We start from the raw sequence: 21,932 nt of genomic DNA on the forward strand, positions 1-21,932 counted from the left end.
GAAGTTGCGAAAGATAGAGGGGGTGTTATCACGGCTGCCGGATATGGCATAATAATAAAGAATGAGATAAAAATATGAGTTTAAGAGCCGCGAATGGGCGGCTCTTTCCATGGATATGCACAAAACTTTTTTCCACCGCAGAAACCGAGGATAGCATGCAGCAGGAACCAGTCTATAACCTTCCCTCCATAAATGATGAGGTTACGCATTTACAGCCGCAACAGGCCGGCACTTTTATGAGGAAGGTACCACCGCAGGTCTTTGCGCTGCTGGCGATGGTCTCGGTTCAATCCGGGGCGGCGGTGGGAAAAAGTTTATTTCAGAGCATTGGACCGCTGGGGACGACCTTTTTGCGGCTGGGGTTCGCGGCCATGCTGCTGCTGCTCTTCTGGCGTCCCGATGTGCGCCACCTTACACGGCGGCAGATCGGGGTGGTGATTATCTTTGGGGCCGCCACCGCCCTCATGAATGGCGCCTTTTATGTCGCCATCAATCGCATCCCCCTGGGGATCGCGGTGACGCTAGAGTTCGTGGGACCACTGGGAGTGGCGCTCTTGCAGTCGCGGCGGCTGAAGGATCTGCTGTGGGCGGCGCTGGCCGCAGCGGGCATTGTCCTGCTGGCCCCACTGGGCGCGGCATCCAATGTCGATCTGCTCGGAGTCGTCTTCGCGCTCATCGCAGGCATCTTCTGGGGCGTCTATATTATCTTCAACGTACAGCTCGGACGTGCCTTCACCGGTGGGCGCGGGCTGGCGCTCTCGATGCTGGTCTCAGCCATCCTGATCGCGCCTATAGGTATTGTCTCAGGCGGCCCAATGGTCTTTGAGCCCCATATCTTATTGATCGGCCTGGCCGTCTCCGCGCTTTCAACCATTATCCCATTTACGCTGGAACTGGAAGCGTTGCGCCGCCTGCCATCCAGGGTCTTTGGCATCTTCATGAGCGTAGAGCCAGCCATGGCCGCCACGATCGGCTTCCTTTTTCTGCATGAGGTCATCACCGTGCGCGATCTGCTGGCCATGCTGCTGATCATCACGGCCTCCATCGCAACCTCGCTGGAAGCCAGATCGGCACATCAGTAGATTGAGATCCAGGCTTAGAGGCGGAAGAAACTGAGCCAGTCCAGCAGGGCTGTGCGGCAGCCACGGCGCTCATTGAGTGAGAGAATCGAGGGTGATACCACGACGCGCCGTTCTCCGCCGCGCCCCTCCTCTTTAGGGGACACGGGCATCAGGCGCGCTTTGACATTATGCTTCGGTCGCAGCGTGATGACGGGATTGAAACCCGGCTGATAGCTGGCGGGGACCTCTGGCTGAAAGCGCTGCATGACGGTAGCCAGGATCAGACGGGCCTCTAACTGCGCCAGCGGCATACCGATACAGGTGCGCGGACCACCTCCGAACGGAAAATAGGCCCCCGACGGCACCTGCTGTCCGTGCTCAGAATCCCAGCGCTCAGGACGGAAGACCAGTGGATCGCCCCAGATCTCCGGCAGGCGATGCATGACCCACTGACTCAGCATGATGCGGGTCCCGGCCTGAAAGCGCACGCCGTCCAGTTCGAAATTGGTGGCGGCGAAGCGTCCCTGAATCCAGGCAGGCGGATAGAGGCGCATCGACTCGCTGAGCACCCAGTCGGTATAGGTGAGCTTAGGAAGATCTTCGAGCGTCGGCGCGCGGCCCGCCAGGACCCTGCGCAACTCATCCTGCAACTTTTCACGCACATGGGGATGTTGCGAGAGTAGATAGAAGCTCCAGGCCAGAGCGATGGCCGTCGTTTCATGACCGGCGGCGATAAAGGTCAGGATGTGGTCGTGGATCTGCTTGTCGGTCAGAGGCTTGCCCGGCGTACTACCGTCCTGGGCATTGAGCAGCATGGATAGAACATCGTTGTGCTCGCTCGTATCACCACGCCGCTGCGCGATCAAGGTATAGATCGACATATTCATCTTACGCATGGCAGCGAGGCGCTTGCCATAGGCCGTCACAGGATTATCGACGCGCAGATTAAAGAGAGTATCCAGGATACCGGCCTGACTGCCGATCATCTCATCAAAAGTTCTGCCGAGGGCGTCGAGCTGGGACGCGAAATCGATATCGAACAGGCACTTGCCGATGATGCGCAGCGTCAACTCCTGCATGTCGTGATTGAGATCAACGGTATCCCCGATATGCCACTGCGCCAGAGCCTCCTCAGTATATTGCATAATCACGGAGGCGTAGCCTTCAACCTGCTTCTTGTGGAAGGCGGGCTGCACAGCTCGGCGCTGCTGCCGATGCTTCTCACCATCGATGGTCAGCAGACCCTCGCTGGCGGTCGTCTCATCCGGCTGCGACACCTCACGCGAGGTAAAGTCGCGCGGGTGCTCAACCAAAACGTAGCGCACATACTCGGGCTTAAAAAGGAATACCAGCGGTATGCGGCCCAGGTATACGGTCGCCATATCGCCATAGGTACGCTGCAACTGCTGCAGGTAGCCCAGCGGATCCTGTCGGAAGGCCAGCATATTGCCGATCATCGGCCACGGCCGTGGTCCCGGTGGCAGCGCTGGCATCGTCTTCGTTTCAGTATCGTTAGCAACTGTGGTCATTGCGTCCCTCACCATTCGAATGCTCAAGTGCGCACAACTTCACACACACGATCTGTTATTATCTATCATAGAACATCGCAAGTTACATAAACAACCGGGGATGCTTGGCCGCTAAAAAGTGCAGACCAATGGCCTAAAAAGCGGCCCGTTTTACGTCTATTTCATAGGTATGTATGTAGCGGTACATTCTGGCAGAATTTACACCTTACCCCCCTGTTCGGAGCAGCGCGAAAGCTATATTAAAGGGAACGCGGCCATGACGGATCATATCATCTTTATCCACGGCGTTAACACTCGCGAGACCGGGGTTGCGCCAACCTATGCCGACGACTTGATTAAACAACTGTACCGCAAAAACGAAGCACTGGACAATCCCCTGGATCTGAATATGGTCCCGCTCTACTGGGGGGATGTGGGCAAAGCGGACGAGGCGGCGCTGCTGCAGAGCTACCAGCGGTCGCCCCTGTGGAAAAAGATGAATTTCACCGGCGTTCGTGGCAACCAGCTCCTACAGTTTACCGGTGACCTGGCCCTCTACATCAGCCGCTTTGACGGCATTAAAGTGATTGAACGCCTGCGCCTGCAAGCCATAGAAGGTCTACAGCAGCAGGGCGGGACCGGTCCGCGTCCGGGCGATCGTCTGCACCTGGTCACGCATAGTATGGGGACGATCATCCTGTTCGACGCTCTCTTCAGTGCCCGCTGGGATCCCGCCAAGACCTCCGACTACCAGGGGGTTGAGCAGATCCGCGAGGCCATCTTCGGCCTGGGCGCACAGCCAGGACAGGGATTGCCCCTCTGCAGCATCCATACCCTGGGCTCACCCCTTAGCATCTTCAGTCTGATCATGATCAAAAACGGCAACGGCATTATGGAGAGCATGCCGAATACCCATGACATCACCCCACGACTGCAGCAGATGCTGACCGCCTTGTACACGATCCTGGGGCGCAAGCTCCCATGGCGCAACTACATCCATCCCGATGATCCCCTGGCGTACCCCCTGGAAGACCTGCTCTATAGCATGATCGATCCCCAGCAACAGCTGCTGGAGATCAATGACATGCTGACGCAGGAACCGGGTCTGTTAGATCCCCTGCTCAACACGCACCTTGCGGGGGAGGTCGCCGAGATCGCCCTCTTTGGCGGCAACGCACACAATAGCTACTGGACAAATGAGCTGGTGGCCAGCGCCATCTTCGACACCCTGCATTAAACCAGCCATTCCCCTCTGGAGGCGGCATGGTAGGTTCGGCCCTCGCGGCCGATTTCTCCTCGCCGCATGAGTTTTCCTGGTTCCCACGTTTGGTGTGCATGGTTGTGCGTGAAGAGGGAATCGGCCGCGAGGGCCGAACCTACGGGGATTATTTCTTTGGGGCTTTCATTTTCTCTCTCATTCCTTTACATTGAAAGGATTGGGATCAAGCCCGGCACCTATGTCAGGGAAGAACCAACCGTGAAAGCCGAACGGCACATGATGCGGCACCTCGGCGCGCCCTGTCTCGGCGAAGGTGTGAGCATCCAGCACCAGCAGGAACGAGTTGCCCTTGTGAGCGTTTAAGACCACGGAGAGCACGACGCCGTCATCCTCAGCCCGCGCATCGGGTGACTCAACCAGGATCGGCTCGCCCGGATAACAATCCTGCTCGGACCAGATCGTTGTGGTGCGCGTATTGACATCGGCCCTCACCAATTCATTAGAGACCGCCTCGGGACGCTGCTTGTCCACGCTTACCCCGTAGGCAACCCCATATGCACGCCCGTTGCTGCGGCGGTAATTGATGGTTGGCAGTTCGATCCCCTGCCGTGACAACACCTCGTAGGTGACAGCATCAGCAGCATGGCTGAGCGGGAGGCGGTAGCGCCTGAACTCACTTTTGCTTGTACTATCAACGCGCGCCCTGTTATGGCGCAGTTGCTCCAGGTAGAGGTTAGTGACGATTGAGGCATCGGGATACGCCGACAGATCAACGAAGACATCGCCATCTCGCTCAAAAGCGTTGATGTGGTGGAAGGAGAAGAAGGCGTCGGTACTGAACCTGGCCACAATCGAGCCATCGCCCTTATCCATCACGATCAACTGCGTGCCCTGCTCGGGATACCACTTAAAATTCTCAATAAAGGGTCTGTTGCGCATCAACAGCTCCATAGGGTTGACGCGATACGGGTACTCGGCGATGATCACATACTGTTCGCTGATGCTAAAGCTATGGATATAGGAAGGCATCGTGACGGGATAGGACCCTATCAGCGTATGTTCCGGCCGGTCCTCTTTGATGGCAAAGACCTTGAACTGGCTCTCCATACCGAACTCGGTCAGATAGCTGATCGTCCTGTGATTGTTCGCATCATGGTGCGGATGGGCTGAGCCATGATGACCGGTTAAGCGGTCATCAAACTCCAATACGCCCAGTGTTTCCAACGTACGCGGATCGAATACTACCGGCAGCGGTGCCTCGGTCATCGCCACATACGCGCCCGCCACATGATTAATGCTGACGTTGGCGTTGACCACCTCCGTCATCGACGGCTTAAAGACCGCCTTGCAGGGATCGGTGCCGAAGGACGCGCCAACGATATGCCCCTGCTCCATCGACTGCCGGTAGCTATCGCTCTGCAAAAACTTGTTGGCATACGAGACCCGGCCCCGCTCAAAGCTAAAGCGATGCAGCATAGCAAAGCCATCAAACCAGTGCTGAAATGACTCTGTGCCCACCTCGAACTTCGCGGGTCCATTGCGCACGAGAGAACCGCTGAGCCAGGCAGGAATGGTGCCCCGGACTGGAAGCTGGTCCAGGGTAACCTCTTCATTTAAAGAAACATAACCGATTGTTGCGCCGTGTTCCATATCGCCTTCCTCCTAATCATCAGGGTCACCACTCAGTAATATATATATCAATATACATCTCCGGGCGTTCATTGTCTGCTATGATTGCTGAGGCACCAGTTCACCGCCGCGTCTCACCCGGCGAATATACGCAAAGGTCCAGGCAAATGTCGAGGTCATCGTAAGCACAAAGATGGTGGTACCCAGGCCATAGGCGACAAACAGCGGCAACGTCAAGGCGATAATGACACGCACAATAAACTCGCCCAGCAGCGCGCATCCCCAGACCGTCGTAATCAGGCGATGTACCGCGCGCACGCGTGGCTGCTGCCAGCCAGCATTATAGGTGCTTATCCTGACCGGATCGTTACCCACCATCATCTGCCTGCCCACGTAGAACATCAGCGGCCTGGGCATCAAGAGGAGAGAAACGAAGCAGAAGAGGCCGAGCGCGCCCGTATAAAACGACTCGCGAATAATCAGGATCCGCGCGTCCCCGCCCAGAAAGATCGCGATGATATTGGTCAACACACCCAGCAAGAAGAGAACGGCGACAAGATCGAGGCGACGGTTGTGCACCAGTTCCACAATGCCAGTCACGATCGGCACCAGTGAAGCGATGATCAGCGCCATGAGTTCAGAAAGTCCGGTATACTTCGTCAGCAGGTACAGGATCAGCAGTGGCACCCCTACGTTCATCACGAGACTGATAAGAAGACTTTTGATGACGGGGTTCTTATTTTCTGCCTGATTGAACATATTGGACATCATGGAATCCTTTCTTATATGTTCCCCTATGTCATTTTTGCATACTAAGCATGATTATTTTTTAGCCTCTTCAGCGGCAATGTGTTCCAGGGCTGCCAGTGTTTCATCGCACCAGGCCAGCTGGGCGCGCATTATATGCTTTCCATAGCTAAGCGTCATAAGCCAGTAGGGAAGATTGGCATGTTGTGGCTGCATAGTCTTTAACTCTGCCTCAATCTGCCCGTATGTTTGCAAGGCCTGGGCCTGCACCGCGCGATGCCGCCGCACATGTTCAATGCTGAGCGAGGCAGGAGCGATACCCGCGAAGAACAGCTTGAGCAGCAGTTCGTGGCGCTCCACCTGGTACTCAAAAGGCCGCTCCAGCCAGCGCTGCAGCTCCTCCCATCCCCGCTCGGTCAGACTATAGACAAGGCTATCCGGGCGACCTTCCTGCTTATCCATGGTACTCGTCGTCAAACCCTCCGCCTCAAGCTGCTTGAGCGTGGGATAGATCTGTGGATAGCTCTCATGCCAGAAGTGGCCGAGGCTCCTGGAAATAGTCTTCTTGATCGTGTATCCGGACATCGGTGAGAGACTGAGCATACCCAGCAGAGCATATTTGCTCTTGTTCGCCTTACTCATTTACGCGCTCCTTATATATGCCATATATATATATGCCATATATATAATAAGCTAAACGAGTCAGAATTACAAGGGGTAAGCGCACGAAAAATAAAGAGCTAGCCAGGCCCCGGGGCCTGGCTAGCTCTTTATTTTTCGTGCGCTTAAAACTGCTTAGTCACGGGTCTTGAGCAGTTCATTGATATCGTTGATCTGCTGGGTCATCCAGGTACGCAGATCATTAGTCTCTACCTCATGGCGAGCGCGCTCGGAGAGTTCATGCCGCTCCTCTTTAGGGAGAGTCAGCGCTTTATAGAGCGCCTCGGCGGTCTCGTTGCGTCCCGCCGGCGAGATAGGGATCGAGGCGTTTTCTAACTGCTGGAAAGCACCGCTACTGCGGGACAACACCAGCACGCCATCATTGCGATTGACGGCCGCGCCCTCTTTCGCCACCAGGTTCATCCCATCGATCAGCGAGTTCACGAGCAAGACATCATAGAATTGTAGCGCGGCCAGCGCGGTGGTGCGATCGTTCTGCACAAAGGTATGAATAGGCTCCCAATCCTCATTGCCGTATTTCTGATTGATCTGCTCGATCACTTTCATGGTCTCTTCATAGTATTCTCGATAGAGAGGAAGAGATTGGCGGGAAGGGATCAGGAAGGCCAGGAAGGCGGTTTGCCCGTGTAGCTCTGGATGCTGCTCTAGCAAGGTTTCGTATGCCAGGAAGCCCTGCACAATGTTCTTGGTCGGCTCGATGCGATCGACGCGCATCAGGTTATATTTATTCAGCAGCGGCTTGATCTTCTCGGCGGCCCGTTTGCCCGCGTTGCTCTTCACCAGGCGGAGCTCATCGGAGACCGAGATAGAGATTGGATAATCGCGCACATAAGTCTGATGGCCGTTGAGAGTCACATGGCGCTCATCAAAACTGACCTCGGCATCCTCAACGAAGGCACGCACACCATCCAGGAAGTTATGCGCATCTCCTCGCGTCTGAAAACCCAGGATATCGTTGCCCAGCAGGCCACGGAAAATATCGCTGGTGATCTCAGTCGGCAACGAAGAGGCCCAGTAGCGATGCTCGGGCCAGGGAATATGAATAAATTGCTGCATCGCCACCGAAGGGTGCTGCTCGCGAATCATGCCCGAGACCAGGTACAGATGGTAATCATGCAGCATTACCAGCGCTTTGGAATCCTGGCTGGCGATCTCCGCGTTCACGGCATCCGCGATGGCCTTATTTACCTTATAGTAACCATTATTCCAGATATCTTGCAACTGCTTAAACGGAATGATATCCGTCGCCTGTTCCAGCAAGTAATGCTGCGTAAACCAGAGCACACGATTGCTGACCATATCATAGTGCTTGCGATACATAGTCTTTGGGACCGTCACATAGCGCAGGCGCACATCGATATCCTTGATCGGTGATGGCATGATGCCATCTTGCGCCGACTTGAGAGCCTCACGATCAGCATCGCTCATCGCCAGAGCAACCCACGTAGAGTTGACCTTACTGACAGTACTCGTCAGCGCTGTAACCACACCACCCGATCCATGGCGCGACTTGATCTGACCTTCCTTCGTCTTGAAATACTCCACGGGACCACGATTAGTGGCAATAATAAGACGGTCAGCATCTATAGATAATTGACCTTTGTCAGTCTGAGGTTTCTTTCTGGTTGCTGTAGACATCAATCCCCCACTCCTTCAGTACGACTAAATCTGCCTCTTATTTTTACACGAACTATACGATCAAAACATGACAGAAAGCCGCCTGAACAACTATACAAGAAATACTTCCAGGAGCGTTGTCAACCATAAGCACATTGCTGACAACTAAAATTCATTATATCTCCTATTATAGTTTACATCATAAATATGTGATCTGGTTGAATCCCTATACTTCCGTATGGATCACGCCGTTATAAAGTGGGTGGGGCAACACAACGGATGGATGTATCCACCCGTTGTGTTGCCCCACCCACTTTATAAGCAGATAATTACCAGGGGCCGCAGATACGCATTCTACGGCTTTCAAGCAGTGCATCTATAAGGGGAAACTATTCAATATTCTTCGGCGCTATATGGGGTATCCTCAGCGAAATAGACGCGTCGCCGGCGCGGCTCCTGAGGCACGGGCTGCGGTATATCAGCGACTCTGGCACGCCCCAATTCGCGATAGAATTTTTGCACCTTAAGCGCAAAAATCGTCACGCAGCAGAGCAGTATGCAGCCTCCACCGGCCTCCCAGTAGTTGCTGATCGCATCCAGAACCTTTACCGTTGGATCCTGGGAAGGACCCTGCGCGTAGGCGCTCCCACTCCCTAAAAAAGGGAAGAGGACAATCAAAAGGCCAATCAAAGGGACGAGGCAGAGAATCATCTGGCCTTTCAAGCGCCAGGAGACGCTGCTCTTCCAGCTCTTTACAAAAAAGATGACGATAAATAAGACCGATTCGACAGCCACGATGTAGCGCGTGATGTAGAGCAGATGAGTATTCAAGAGCGTATACATGACGAACATCGCACCCAACAAAATAAACAGGATTAAAAAATGATCCCTCTTAAACATCCTACAGACCTTCCGCTATGTGTTTTGTTACACATGACTTTCGAGTATTATACATCCTTCATGCCTGTTTTGTCTCGTCCATCGCTTCTCACTACAAAATTTTTCGTCATGAGTTTTCGCACCTACGGTGCTCAGAGTATGCCTGACTCTCATCACCCTGGGGGCACGTGGGCGCCCCTGCACGGGCGGCCGCTGCGCGGCCGCGCTGGTTTTATATGTTGGTGCATCGGGCGCGCGGATGCGCGCCCGATGCACCAACATATGGAAAGATGGTGATCTCGCAAAAATCAAAAGCTCATGACCTCCGCACAGGCGTCCGCTACGCGGCCGCACTGTTTTGGTATGGTGGTGCAGCAGGGGCGCTTTCGCGCCCCTGCTGCACCACCATACCATGGACTCGTGAGCACCGCTGGTGCGCAAACTCAGCGGGCTGCAGGCGATGCTCATGAGAATCAAGCACTCTCCCATGCATCAGTTCTATATTGATGGGGAGCGCGAAAGCGCTCCCCATCAATATAAAAAAATAGTGCGGCCGCGTAGCGGCCGCCCGTGCGGGGGCGCCCACGTACCCAGGTATGAAGAGAGGAAGGCCTGCGCTAAAGAAGATGATGGCTCCCTATTTCAGAAATAGGGAGCCATTACGAGAACCAGACGAGCTACTCGGTCTCAGCCAGATCTGAAACTTCCAGTTGCTGCAACATGCGTTGCAGCTTCACATCCCGCCCGGTGCGCGGTGGCAATTCTGGTAGGGTAAGCACCAGGTCGAAATTATCATCGCCCGCGATGCGGTTGAAACGTTCAAAGTCACAACCCAGGCAGCGATGAACCAGCACATACTCGCCATTTGGCCGCTGAAAGTAGCCAATCGGAGCCATCTTTGAGCCGCATTCGTTCAGACGGTCCCCCTTGCTCTCATCAACGTGCCGCGAGTACAGGCAGAATGGACAGTGGTTCCGATGGTGGCCGCCATAGGGCAAGGGACCAATAAAACGGCGGCAGTTCCTGCATTTAAAGACATCGTTCGTGGATCGGTTGTGCCGATGCTGGCGGGTAGGCTTATGGGTCGAATATTCCCGGTAATCGTTATGGGCGGTATGTCTACGTGTTGTACGCAATGGTTGTCCTCATCTTTTCTGTCAACAAAAAGGTTGTTTGAACGCCATGGCGCCACCACTGCCCGCGATGCAGTCTGTATGGTGGCGCAAAAAAACGGAGAGAGGACAAGACGTATTGTTAACATACTGATACCCATGAATAGCTTCCCTTCTAATGCCTGGCGGATTCAGAGTCCGACGGCAAATTCAACAGTGGAGATGCTGCGCACCCATGCACGCGCACGTGTTCCATGAGGACATAAAGATGCCCGGGCGCATGCATACCAAAAAAAGTGCACAGAGAATGAGAGATCAAGGAAAAGGTGTGGAGAGATTTGTGGAGGGTTTAATTAAGTGTAAGAACTACGCGTGCCGTGGCCTGTCATCGATATGTTACACAGAGCCACCATGCAAAAAGAACGCTGTACAGAAAAAGCGTACAGTTGTAATTAGCGCGCACCCGCCACAAATGTAAATGAGAGGACTTGCATAAAATCCCTTTCTAGAAATCGAGGTTACCTGATCAGTATACGGGGGCACCACCCAAAAGTCAAGCGCCAAAAAAAAGAAAAAAGAAATCATCCCAGGACAACTTGACGCGTCATCAAAAGAGGGATAGTATAAGAAATGTGCAACTCTTCAGAGCGCAATACCACATATCTTGAAAGGGAGGACCAATAAGAATGCAGACAGACGTCCAACCGCAACAGAGGGACGTTTTTCTTTCTTCTCCTCAGACGGGAATCCTCCATTCCAGTGAATTGCTTGGCTGGGGAGGAATCGTTCTCAAACAGAGCTATCTCGCCGCGGGAGAATACACCTTCCCCCGTTTATCTTCTCATCTGATTTGTCTGCATCAGGGGACGCCCACCCTTGTCGAGCACATTCACGACAAGCAATCTCTTACCAATATCATGAGTCGCGGAAGCTTACAGATTGTTCCTGCTGGAACAGAAAACACCTGGCGGCATGACAGTGGAGTTCAATTGCTCCATCTCTACCTGGCTCCAGCATTGCTCCAGCAGGTCGCGGAAGATTACCATCAGCATCATGTCGAACTTCTTACCCACTTTAAACCTCAGGATCGCCGGGTTGAGTATATTAGTTCTGCTTTGCTGCTGGAGGTCCTTGAGGGAGGAACCACGGGTCGTCTCTACGTGGAGGGCCTGGCGACTGCTTTAGCGGCCCACCTGGTCCAGACCTACACGAGTACTCCTCGCCCTCACCCTCAGAAAAACAAGCAATTGCCCGCATTCCTCTTCCGGCGCATTACTTCTCTGATTGAAGATCGCCTCGACGAGGACCTGAGTCTTACTGAACTGGCCTCCGAAGCTAACCTGAGCCCATCACATTTCGCAAACCTGTTTCGCCAGACAACCGGTCTCTCTCCACATCACTATATTGTGCAACGTCGGCTAGAACGCGCCCAGCATTTACTCACATCAACGAAACTCTCTATCAGCGAGATTGCCACGATGGTAGGATTTTATGATCACAGCCATCTGGTTCGCCAGATGCGACGCGTCATGGGAGTCACCCCAACCTACATCCGAGAACATCTCTCTTGAGTTTATACGAGGCATCGTTCTACTGCTCTAAAAGATCGTTAAAATCGTTGAAATGTCCAAATTTTCTGCCGAACATCCAAGACCATCCCCTCTCACTTCCAGTATACTCTGCGTGAACGATAGAACGCATACGCAGAAGTGGTTGTGTGTTCCTCTTGCTGGCATCACAAATCATCGTGGAACATCCATTTATTTTGGAAGGAGAACGTAATGAAAGCCGCCCGATTGCATGCGTACGGTGATCTCGCCGATATTGAGATCGAAAATATTGAGAAACCGGAACCGGGACCAGACGAGGTGCTTATACGCGTCGTTTCCGTAAGCGTTAATCCACTCGACAGAAAACTGGTCCAGGGGATCTTGGATGACTTTTTCCCTTTATCTTTTCCCTACACCTTAGGAACAGATTTCGCGGGGATTGTCGAGCGGTCTGGTCCCCTTGCGACGCGCTGGCATCCCGGTGATCAGGTAATTGCCCGCGCCAACCCGGTACAAGGTGGCGCATTTGCCGAATACGCCGTGGTTCCGGCAACGCATATTGCTTCCGCACCTGCCAATCTGACGCTGGAGGAGGCTTCGGCCTTACCCACCGTAGCCGGAACTGCCTGGCAGGCCCTGATGGAGGTAGCGAACCTGAGGAGCGGACAAACTGTCCTCATTCATGCTGGTGCAGGCGGGGTAGGGAGCATAGCTGTCCAGTTGGCACGTATCGCTGGTGCGCGCGTCATTGCCACGGCTTCATCCTCCGGGATTGATCTCGTCCGGCAATTAGGGGCCGATCATGTCATCAACTACCAGGTGGAAGATTTTTCAGACAGGCTTCAAGATGTCGATGTCGTTTTGGATACGGTTGGCGGAGACACCCAGCAAAAGTCATTTGCGGTGCTTCGTCCCGGTGGGTTTCTCGCAAGTATCGTTTCACCACCAAATAAAGCTCTCGCAAAAGCCCATGACGTCACGGCCAGCTATGTTTTCCATGAAACAGTTGGCACCCGGCTTCATTTGATTGCAGGCTTATGCGAAGCAGGATCACTTCAGGTTATCATAGATCGGAAGTTTCCCCTTGTTGAAACGGGTGCTGCGATGGCCTACCTGGCAGAAGGGCATACGAAGGGAAAAGTGCTGCTAGTTCCCTGATGTGGTGTAATCAAAGATCCACAGGCTGAGGCAACGAGATGAACTCAAGCAAAGTAGGAGGCCGGCTCATCCTGGTCTCCCTCTGTTTTTCCGCAGCGCTACGGACCGTTGTTGCTGCGGCCGTTCCTTTGCTGGCTTTCGGGGCTGTTGTGGGTAACATCTTTCTGCCGAAAACCGTCGGACATTCGGATAGCTATCTGTCACCATTGTAGACCTCTTTCCCCACCGAAAACTCTTTTTCGGAGTGATTCTGGCAGCGGCGATGCTGGGATGTGCTTCTGCTGGAAAGGCTATAACCTCGGCAATATCTTCGAGCCGGTACAACTCCATCGTCTTTCGCACGCCTGCAAACCAGGCAGTAGCACCCGGATCTGTGAAATGACTTTGTAACTCGGTGCTCGTGACTCATGACTCGATCCAGGAAAAGCAACCACGCGGGCGTGATCGCTTTTCCTGATAGATCACCGTGGGATTACGGTCGGGCGGCGGTGCCGTCCCAGGAACGAGCCAGGGTCCATTCCGGTGGCCCATCGGTGCAGGGATAGCGGGCGGCCTGCTGTTCGTCGATGTCGATGCCCAGGCCGGGCCGGTCGTTGGCGTAGAGATAACCGCCGCGCAGTTCGGGACAGCCGGGGAAGACCTCTTGCTCCTGCTCGCTGAAGGCGTGGCCTTCCTGAATACCGAAGTTGTGGCTGCTGAGATCAAGGTGCAGGTTGGCAGCGTGTCCCACGGGTGAGGTATCGCCGGGGCCATGCCAGGCGGTACGCACCCCAAAGGCTTCGCAGAGCGTGGCCAGCTTCTTGGCGGGCGTCAGACCACCAATCTGGCTGATATGCACACGGATAAAATCGATCCAGCGATTGGTGATCAGAGGTATCCATTCGTGGGGATTGTTAAACAGCTCACCCATGGCGATCGGCGTGGCGCATTGCTGGCGCAGCATGGAAAAATAGCCGTTCTGCTCAGGCGGCAAAGGATCCTCCAGGAAGAAGAGCCGATAGGGCTCAAGCTGTTTAGCCAGTCGGATGGCCTCGATGGGCGGCAGGCGCTCGTGCACGTCGTGCAGGAGCTCGATGGCGTATCCCAGGTGGCCGCGCAGATAATCAAACAGACGCGGCACGCTACGCGCATAGGCCTCGGGATCATAATAGACACCCGGCAGTGCCTGCTCGGGTGGAACCTTAAGCTCGGTGCGTCCACCATAGCCACCCCACTGACAGCGAATATGCTGATAGCCCTGCTCCATGTACGCCTGCACGCTTTCCAGCACCTCCGCCTCATCACGTCCATCGGCGTGGCGATAGACGGCGGCACCCTCACGGCACTTACCACCCAGCAGTTCATAGACCGGCATATTCGCCAGCTTCCCCTTGATATCCCACAGCGCCATATCCACCCCGGAAATAGCATTATTGAGGGTCGGACCATTGCGCCAGTACGAATTCTGATACATCGTCTGCCAGAGGTCTTCAATCCTCATCACGTCTTTGCCCAGCAGAAAGGGCTTGAGATAATCCACAACAGCGGAGCGTACCGTCAATGGACGCTGCGTGAAGGTCGCGCAGCCAACGCCATAGAGCCCCGGTTCGCTTGTCTCAACTTTAACGATTACCAGACGACTGGTGTCTGGCATGGTCAGGATGACACGCACATCCCTGATGGTGATGCTTGGCATAACTCCTCTTTTCTAGCCAGTTGCCTCGTTTGTGCATAAGCTTAACATTTTTTTACAGTAGCCTTCAAGCGTGCCTGCGAGAGTTTTCGCACCTGCGGTGCTCAGGAGTCAGTTTTGTGTGGTTGCGTGGGGGCGCGAATGCGCCCCCACGCAACCACACAAAAAAACCCCCGGCTACTCAGATTGGGTAGCCGGGGTTTCGGAATGTTTCTACGGGTTATTTAGTCAGATAGACATCGGACCAGTCACCGAAGTAGAGTCCGTTGCTGTTCATGGTAACACCATGGATTTTGGGCGGGATGATAGCCGCCGCTGACTGGTGGTCGATCGGTAGCCAGCCAACGTTATCGATAGCGATCCGTTCAGCTTTGGCGTACAGGGCCAGGCGCGCATCGCCGGAGGTCTGCTCAGCCTGGGCCACGGTCTTATCGAACTCTGGATTGCTCCAGTTGCCGTTGTTATTAGCGGAGTTCGAGAGCAGGCTGAGATCCAGCCACTCATAGGGATCCGGGAAGTAGACACCCCATTGTGTAAAGCCAAACTGGACAGTACGCTTGGTGGTCTCCGCGTTATAGCTGGTCAACTCCACCGAATTGAGCTTTACCTTTACACCCAGATTATCCTGCCACATCTGCTGCAAGGCTTCAGCCAGCTCAGGTGTGACCTGGGACGATGGGTAGGAGAAGGTAATCGGAGGTATCTTGCTCACATCTGGATAAGCGCTCTTGAGCAGAGATTTCGCTTTGTCTGGATTAAACGGAATGCCGGGATAGTCGGCCTGCGACCCCGGCATGCCGGGCGGGATGATGGTGCTGGCCGGGGTTACCGTATTATGAAAGATAGTTTTGGCCAGTGCCTGCTTATTGATGGCGGCGGCGAACGCCTGCCGCACCGCCGTCTTATCGAAGGGGGCCATCTTATTGTTAAAGAACAGTAGATCGCTCTCCAGGATCGGCTTGCGCACAAAACCAGGCATGCTCTGCGCCTGCAGCTGGTCATTGGTGGTCAATCCCCACACCAGGTCGTACTGGCCGGCCTGATAGGCCTTGAACGCGGTCGACGCGTCGTTCACAAAGGACATCTGTACCTCTTTGAGCTGCGTCTTCTTGCCATAATAGTGTGGATTGGGGACAAAAACCATCTGCACCCCATGCTGCCACGATTTGACCATGAACGGGCCGGAGCCAATGGCGCTACCCGCGACGTGGTTTACCCAATCCGTCTGCCCGTACTGCTCGATCACCTTCTGGTTCAGAGGCCGGAACATGGAGACCGTCAGCAGTTGCAGAAAGTAGGAGGTGGGGCGAACCAGGGTGACCTGCAGGGTATGATCATCCAGCGCCTTCACGCCGGTCAGGGTTTTAGTCTTCCCATTAATAACATCGCTGGAGCCCTGGATGGCTTCTTCCAGCACGGGACCGACCGGCGACTTCACCTCTGGCAACAGGGCGCGCGTCCACGTGTAGACATAAGACTGCGCCGTAATCGGGGTACCGTCAGAAAAGGTAATATCATTGCGTAGATGAAAGGTATAGACCCGATTATCTTTCGACACATCCCAGGAGGTCGCCTGGTCAGGCTGTGCCTTCAAATTCTGATCCGCGCGCACCAGCCCGCTGAAAATCATGTTAACAGCCTGATTGGAATTGGCATCGGGACCACTGGCGGGATCAAGTTTACCGATATCGGCGGTTCCCACATTGGGGAAACGCAGCACCTGATTGGCGGCAGGGGTGGAATTATTGCTCTTAGAGGGGGTGCTGGTCGCTCCACCACAGGCGCTGAGCAGCAAGACAAAGGCCGTCAGCAAGAGCAAGGAAAGTGAACGCGGAAGTTTGCTCCGCCATGCAGACATAAATAAGTACTCGCTTTCTGTTACAGATACGTTGAAACACGATACCCTGAGAAAATTTTCAATTATAGCACAACCATAATGGTGGCCCACATACCTATCCAGGGAGCAATGTCGGACAGACGATCCCCTCTGTCCGCTGCAGTTTATCTATACGTTTCACGTATGAATTGAAGATTCAGATGTTGCCTTAGTTAGAACGCCGCAAACTTCTCTATTTATTCCTTCTATGCCTATTTATTACAGAAAGACGCAGAAGCACGTATATCTTAATGGGCGGGAAGAGCGATAGAAAAGGTAGGACTACCGTTGGGGAGGATTCTTTTTATGCTGGTGCCACAGGGGCGCGGTTGCGCCCCTGTGGCACCAGCATAAACATATCTTTTGCGCAGGGTGTATGTAATCAAGAGGCCTGGCGGCTCACCTGGGTCTGATTGACAATATGGGGGAAGCCATCTTTACAATCCACAATATAGCGGGCGGCGATAGTGCTGGCTGAGGATGCTCCGGCGGAGGCATGATAGCCTCTGGAATTGGGTTTGCGACTGGTGACCACCTTACCGGGAGGGATACTATACAGGATCTCACCTGTAAATTCGCGTTCGCGCTCTTTCAGGGTTACCGTCTCACCGGGCTGATAATCACCCTCACTGGGCGGTCCGAAGAGCCGGACGCACTGCTCTCTATCGCTACCATTAAACGGATAGGGCTCATAGACGCGTTGTCCATCCTTGATGCGCTCAGCGATCGCGATGCGCTCATCCGTCTCCAGGGTAACGATCCACAGACTCAAAAATTCTTCCGGCTTCGTCACATCCACGGGACTCCACATCAGCACTTTGAGGTCCGCATCGCCATGCACACTTTGCAGGGCCGCATGAGCCAGCAGATTAATGCGCACCCGCCGCAAGACATAATCAACCTCGAACTGATTAAACTCGACCAGAGGAGCGATCTCAATCCCGTTGATGTATACTATAGCTCGCATTCCATGTTGTTCCCAGTCGATAGGATCCAGGTGGAAGTGAAGCTGCTCACAGATAGCAGCGAGTTGCTTAATTTTCTGGCAGGCCTCTTGTTTTTCCTCAACCAGATTTCGGCGTGTGTAGGTCATGATGTTCAGGCTCCTCTACGGCAGATATACCATTCTGCCTGGTGAACCGCTTTCAATTAGCCTCAGCAGCAGACAAGCAGACAGACAGGTATACCACTTAAACTATATGAGCGCAGCCACCTGAGAAAATGGCTGGTCGTGTGACGCTAGCACAACGACTGCGCCGTAAGACAGAGTTAATTGCGATCGAGTGGCGTCGACATGCTCTTTATAATAGCTTATTGGAATATATATGATGTAGATAAACGCAACAACAACTTCCGCGCACTCCTGTGGTATCGGAAGAGTCGTAGCATCCCAGGATACGATTGAGTTGTACAGGGAGGACCAAAATTCGGCATAAACCCCTGAGAGGAAAAATTCAGTACATAATTTTTTCTCTTCTTATTAAGTCACATTTTTTCAAGCAGTGTCAAATATTTAATGAGCTGGGAAATTCTGCGATCCAGGTCACAGGTGAGGCTAACATTGACAGATAAGATTATAAAAATTATAATGGGTAACGCACGCCAGGAATAATTTAAGATGCTGTATCGTACTATTTAGTATTTGATTCCATATCAACATAGAATATGGAATATTAAGCGATCCCTGGATCTGGCGACCTGCGTATTTCAGACATAAAATGTGTTTGATTACCGTCATCATGGAGACACGTGCGCCCCCCGCACGCGCGTCCGCTACGCGGCCACACCGGTTTTGTGTGTTGGTGCATCGGGCGCGCATCCGTGCGCCCGATGCACCAACACACAATGGACTCCTGAGCACCGCAGGTGCGAAAACGTAAGTATGCTCAGAGCGATGATCGTGAGAGTCAGACACATTCATAGAGGATGGGGATGGGAATGGAACAACCACTGCTATCATGCATTATACCTACAAAAAATCGACGTGCCTTCATCGCACAGGCACCGATAGGCCAGCGAACACTACCATGACATTCAACACCATAGGCGTTATACTCTTATATACATGCTGATGCTATTCACCGCATGTTTATCTGGAGGCGTCAGAGCCTTCAACCCAGGGAGAAAAAAGATTGGACAACCCACCTGTTAATAAGATTATCGGCGTACACCGTGGTCAACCCGTGCTAATGGCCGGGGAACAACTGGAGCAGGCGCGGGCAGCCATGATTATGATGCATGGACGCGGCGCCTCCGCGCGTGATATTCTCAGCTTAACCACTGAATTACAGCAGCCAGGCTTTGTCTATATCGCCCCGCAGGCGGCTGGCAGCACATGGTATCCCACCAGCTTCCTGGCCGCGCTCAGCAGTAATGAACCGGATCTCACCTCGGCCCTATCGGTGATCGGACAGCTATTGGAGAGCCTGAGCGAGGCGGGCATCACGCCCGAGCGCACGATCCTGCTAGGTTTCTCGCAGGGCGCCTGCCTCTCGCTTGAGTTCGCGGCCCGCAACGCCCGCCGCTATGGTGGAATCGCGGCCCTCAGCGGCGGACTGATCGGACCCAATACGCTCCCGCGCGACTATCCAGGCTCGCTCGCGGATACAGCCGCCTTCCTTGGCTGTAGCGATCACGATCCCCACATCCCGAAGGAACGTGTTGACCTATCAGCCGACGTGCTGCAGCGCATGGGGGCAACAGTCACCAAACGCATCTATCCCCGCATGGGCCACACCGTCAACGACGATGAGATCGCACATGTGAACGCCATGATGCAAGCTCTTATCGCGTCCTGAAACAGGCAGCAGGTGGAGGCTCCCAGAAATAATATAATTCCACAACCTCCACCTTTTTCATTATCCCCACCAGGGTCTGGCGCATTTTGACACAGGATGCGGCACTCATTGGAAACATATCGTTTATCTCCTACATACACTACTTTTGCACGCTTTAACGCCCCCGCACAGGGATCCGCACCGATTTTTATTGTCGATACCACAGGTGCTCGTTTGCACGCCTGCCGCATTAACCATAAATTGGATTGGTGAGCACCACAGGTGTGGATGCTCAGATAGAGCGGGCAGATCCAGGGGGACGTGCCCGCATGAATGTGGCCTTGCGTTGTCCGTTATATCTATCCCTCCATTGACAGGCGTCTAATTTAATACCAAAGAATTGGCTGTGTTTGTCGTTCATTAGATAGCGAAAAGCTGACAAGCGTTCGGTTATTCAACCGATCAGGCAGAGACACTTTTTCAGCTCCAGATTAAAGGAGAGGAACATGCAGGACCCACAAACACCCGTATGCCGATATTGCGGAACTCCTGTGCAGGCAGGACAGCGTTTTTGCTCAAACTGTGGGCGAACAACGGAGGGCAATATCAACCAACCAACAGAGCGCTCAGTCGACGCAGAGGATACCGCTCTCCCAGGCCTGCAGCCACAAACGCCTCCGCCGCCTCCAACTTCTTATGAAGGTGGGCAGCGAGCAGGTTATCAGGCACAGAATTATCAATCAAATACTCCTGTCTATCAGCCACAGGTCGGCTATCGTCCAGATGGACCACCACCGATGGCTCAGAGTCAGGTTCCTACCTATGCCAAACCAACAAAGGACTCATCACGCAGCGTCTTACGACAGGTGGGATGCGGCTTTCTAGTGGTCGCCTTGCTTATCCTGGGACTCTGCGGAGGTGCCGGCTACTTTGTCTATCACCAGGTATCGGGCGCAGTCCAGCAAGCCAGCAGCCAGCACACAACCAACACCTACACCAGCGGCAACACGAACACCACCGACACGAAAACTGTCTCGACCCCGGTAGTTACGACCCTGAACATTCAGCCGATCACCTATTCCAGTGTAAAGTTCACCATTCAGAATGTTCAGCAGGCGAGCAACTTTACAGATGATGATAACAACACTTCAGGCGTCCTGCGTATCACGCTCAGCGAAGAAAACACATCCACGAACTCGATCTTCTACTCGTACTCTGATTCAATGCTCTTATTATTACCAGATAGTACAAGCGTTCATCCGAACAAAGAGCAGTACTACTCGGCGCCTGATACATCAGTCAAGCGCACCAACTGGATTGATTTTCCCGTTTCCACCAGTATCAAACCTGACCAGCTAACCCTGCGCATCGGTACAGCCAATGAATCGCAGATGGATATTCCGCTCAAGAGCGGGGCCGACGTCTCCAAGTATCAGCCGGTGAGCAGCACGCCCAACAAGATCCTGCAATACGCGGGCGCCAACTGGACCATTACTAAAGCCACCAGACAAACCAGTTATGGCGGCAAGCAGGCCGATAAGGGCAACGTCTTTGTAGTGGTAGACCTCAAGATCGACAACAATTCAGATAAGACCGTCTACCCCTCCCCTTCGGACGTGATGCGGCTCCAATCGGGCAATACCGTCAACAAGCCCGACTCAAACACCCTGGAATCGAGCATCGCCCCTGGCCAGACCAACTCGAAGGGCGCGTGCGCGTTTATCATGCCCGCCGACTCAACCGATTTTACCTTCATCTTCTTACCCAACGCCCTCCTCAACACCACTCAACAGGTCACCGGCACCTTCCAGATCAAATAAAATAATCTATTGGTGAAACAGAGAGGGGTTGTGTTGGCGCACCAACACAACCCCTCTCTGTTTCACCAATAAAAAAAGAGTATGGGGACGCCTGCGTTCCCCACGCCCCTGAGACAAGATTGATAAAATATCATATTTTGATGTATAATTATTTTGAACATCAAAACAATTCATCATCAAAGGATCATGTATGGCAACGGAACGATTGACGGAGGACTTACTACTACTGGTGCGTCTGCTACGGCCTTCACGGCACACGGATATGACGCCGCAGCAATACTGGCTGCTACGCCATCTGCGCTACGCTGGTCCGCAAAACATCGGGGAGCTGGCGCAGGCGCTGGGGATCACCACCGGTTCGGCGACGGTGGCCTGCAAGCGCCTGGAAAAAGCGGGACTGATCACGCGCGAACGGCAGGCCGAGGATGAGCGGGTAGTACAGGTCTCGTTAACCGAGTCGGGGCGCGCACAGATTGATGAGGTCCTCCAGCAGAGGCGCAAATCGTTAACCCATTTATTGCAGGTACTTGATGAGCCGGAACAGCAGGAGCTGCAGCGGCTGATCGAGCGTCTGTTGGACGCAGCGGAAGCTCAGGGATTTGGAGAAATGGAAAAAAAATGACACC

18 protein-coding genes are annotated in these 21,932 nt (G+C 53.8%); 8 read left to right on the forward strand and 10 right to left on the reverse strand.

Annotated features, from left to right (window positions below; genetic code table 11):
- Positions 1-155: 155 nt before the first annotated feature.
- Positions 156-1,082 carry an EamA family transporter gene (locus KTT_RS28065; RefSeq protein ID WP_126601013.1) on the forward strand — a complete coding sequence of 309 codons (927 nt, stop codon included), beginning with the start codon at positions 156-158 and terminating at the stop codon, positions 1,080-1,082.
- Positions 1,083-1,096: 14 nt separating this feature from the next.
- Here the strand turns inward: KTT_RS28065 and KTT_RS28070 are convergent, their stop codons facing one another.
- Positions 1,097-2,590 (reverse strand): cytochrome P450, encoded by a 1,494-nt coding sequence (locus tag KTT_RS28070; protein WP_160146178.1) that lies wholly within the window; start codon positions 2,588-2,590, stop codon positions 1,097-1,099.
- Between the two features lie 256 nt (positions 2,591-2,846).
- Between KTT_RS28070 and KTT_RS28075 the strand changes: the two genes are divergently transcribed.
- Positions 2,847-3,806, forward strand: coding sequence for a hypothetical protein (locus tag KTT_RS28075; RefSeq protein ID WP_126601015.1), 960 nt, complete (start codon positions 2,847-2,849; stop codon positions 3,804-3,806).
- 177 nt (positions 3,807-3,983) lie between these two features.
- Here the strand turns inward: KTT_RS28075 and KTT_RS28080 are convergent, their stop codons facing one another.
- The 6 genes from KTT_RS28080 to KTT_RS28105 all read right to left on the reverse strand — a co-directional run bounded on the left by KTT_RS28080 (position 3,984) and on the right by KTT_RS28105 (position 10,477).
- Positions 3,984-5,438 (reverse strand): carotenoid oxygenase family protein, encoded by a 1,455-nt coding sequence (locus KTT_RS28080; RefSeq protein WP_126601016.1) that lies wholly within the window; start codon positions 5,436-5,438, stop codon positions 3,984-3,986.
- Positions 5,439-5,516: 78 nt separating this feature from the next.
- The gene (locus KTT_RS28085) at positions 5,517-6,188 is read right to left on the reverse strand and encodes a VC0807 family protein (protein ID WP_126601017.1); all 672 of its coding nucleotides are present in this window, start codon (positions 6,186-6,188) and stop codon (positions 5,517-5,519) included.
- 51 nt (positions 6,189-6,239) lie between these two features.
- The gene (locus tag KTT_RS28090) at positions 6,240-6,806 is read right to left on the reverse strand and encodes a PadR family transcriptional regulator (protein WP_126601018.1); all 567 of its coding nucleotides are present in this window, start codon (positions 6,804-6,806) and stop codon (positions 6,240-6,242) included.
- Between the two features lie 153 nt (positions 6,807-6,959).
- Positions 6,960-8,483 carry an alpha,alpha-trehalose-phosphate synthase (UDP-forming) gene (locus KTT_RS28095; protein WP_126601019.1) on the reverse strand — a complete coding sequence of 508 codons (1,524 nt, stop codon included), beginning with the start codon at positions 8,481-8,483 and terminating at the stop codon, positions 6,960-6,962.
- A 372-nt stretch (positions 8,484-8,855) separates the two neighbouring features.
- On the reverse strand, positions 8,856-9,362 hold the full coding sequence (locus KTT_RS28100) for a hypothetical protein (protein ID WP_126601020.1): 507 nt from the start codon (positions 9,360-9,362) through the stop codon (positions 8,856-8,858).
- Between the two features lie 656 nt (positions 9,363-10,018).
- The gene (locus KTT_RS28105) at positions 10,019-10,477 is read right to left on the reverse strand and encodes an RNHCP domain-containing protein (RefSeq protein WP_126601021.1); all 459 of its coding nucleotides are present in this window, start codon (positions 10,475-10,477) and stop codon (positions 10,019-10,021) included.
- A gap of 662 nt (positions 10,478-11,139) precedes the next feature.
- On the opposite strand from KTT_RS28105, the gene KTT_RS28110 reads away from it, so the two are divergent.
- The 3 genes from KTT_RS28110 to KTT_RS36310 all read left to right on the forward strand — a co-directional run bounded on the left by KTT_RS28110 (position 11,140) and on the right by KTT_RS36310 (position 13,373).
- The gene (locus KTT_RS28110; RefSeq protein ID WP_126601022.1) at positions 11,140-12,024 is read left to right on the forward strand and encodes a helix-turn-helix domain-containing protein; all 885 of its coding nucleotides are present in this window, start codon (positions 11,140-11,142) and stop codon (positions 12,022-12,024) included.
- Between the two features lie 210 nt (positions 12,025-12,234).
- The gene (locus KTT_RS28115; protein WP_126601023.1) at positions 12,235-13,161 is read left to right on the forward strand and encodes an NADP-dependent oxidoreductase; all 927 of its coding nucleotides are present in this window, start codon (positions 12,235-12,237) and stop codon (positions 13,159-13,161) included.
- Positions 13,162-13,199: 38 nt separating this feature from the next.
- The gene (locus KTT_RS36310) at positions 13,200-13,373 is read left to right on the forward strand and encodes a hypothetical protein (RefSeq protein WP_160146179.1); all 174 of its coding nucleotides are present in this window, start codon (positions 13,200-13,202) and stop codon (positions 13,371-13,373) included.
- A 260-nt stretch (positions 13,374-13,633) separates the two neighbouring features.
- On the opposite strand, the gene KTT_RS28120 is transcribed toward KTT_RS36310, so the two are convergent.
- From KTT_RS28120 to KTT_RS28130, 3 genes are all read right to left on the reverse strand, one after another.
- Positions 13,634-14,836, reverse strand: coding sequence for an enolase C-terminal domain-like protein (locus KTT_RS28120; RefSeq protein ID WP_126601024.1), 1,203 nt, complete (start codon positions 14,834-14,836; stop codon positions 13,634-13,636).
- Positions 14,837-15,053: 217 nt separating this feature from the next.
- On the reverse strand, positions 15,054-16,691 hold the full coding sequence (locus tag KTT_RS28125; protein WP_126601025.1) for a peptide ABC transporter substrate-binding protein: 1,638 nt from the start codon (positions 16,689-16,691) through the stop codon (positions 15,054-15,056).
- 400 nt (positions 16,692-17,091) lie between these two features.
- Positions 17,092-17,802 carry a hypothetical protein gene (locus tag KTT_RS28130; RefSeq protein WP_126601026.1) on the reverse strand — a complete coding sequence of 237 codons (711 nt, stop codon included), beginning with the start codon at positions 17,800-17,802 and terminating at the stop codon, positions 17,092-17,094.
- Between the two features lie 1,039 nt (positions 17,803-18,841).
- Here KTT_RS28130 and KTT_RS28135 point away from each other — a divergent pair.
- The 3 genes from KTT_RS28135 (at position 18,842) to KTT_RS28145 (ending at position 21,928) form a co-directional block, all read left to right on the forward strand.
- Complete coding sequence (locus KTT_RS28135; protein WP_235845895.1) at positions 18,842-19,507, forward strand: alpha/beta hydrolase; 666 nt, start codon at positions 18,842-18,844, stop codon at positions 19,505-19,507.
- Between the two features lie 485 nt (positions 19,508-19,992).
- On the forward strand, positions 19,993-21,306 hold the full coding sequence (locus KTT_RS28140) for a DUF4352 domain-containing protein (protein WP_126601027.1): 1,314 nt from the start codon (positions 19,993-19,995) through the stop codon (positions 21,304-21,306).
- Between the two features lie 190 nt (positions 21,307-21,496).
- A complete protein-coding gene (locus KTT_RS28145) occupies positions 21,497-21,928 on the forward strand; it encodes a MarR family winged helix-turn-helix transcriptional regulator (protein WP_126601028.1) in 432 nt (143 codons plus the stop codon).
- Positions 21,929-21,932: the final 4 nt, after the last annotated feature.

The organism is Dictyobacter aurantiacus (assembly GCF_003967515.1).
In the GTDB taxonomy this organism is placed as follows: Bacteria; Chloroflexota; Ktedonobacteria; order Ktedonobacterales; family Ktedonobacteraceae; genus Dictyobacter; species Dictyobacter aurantiacus.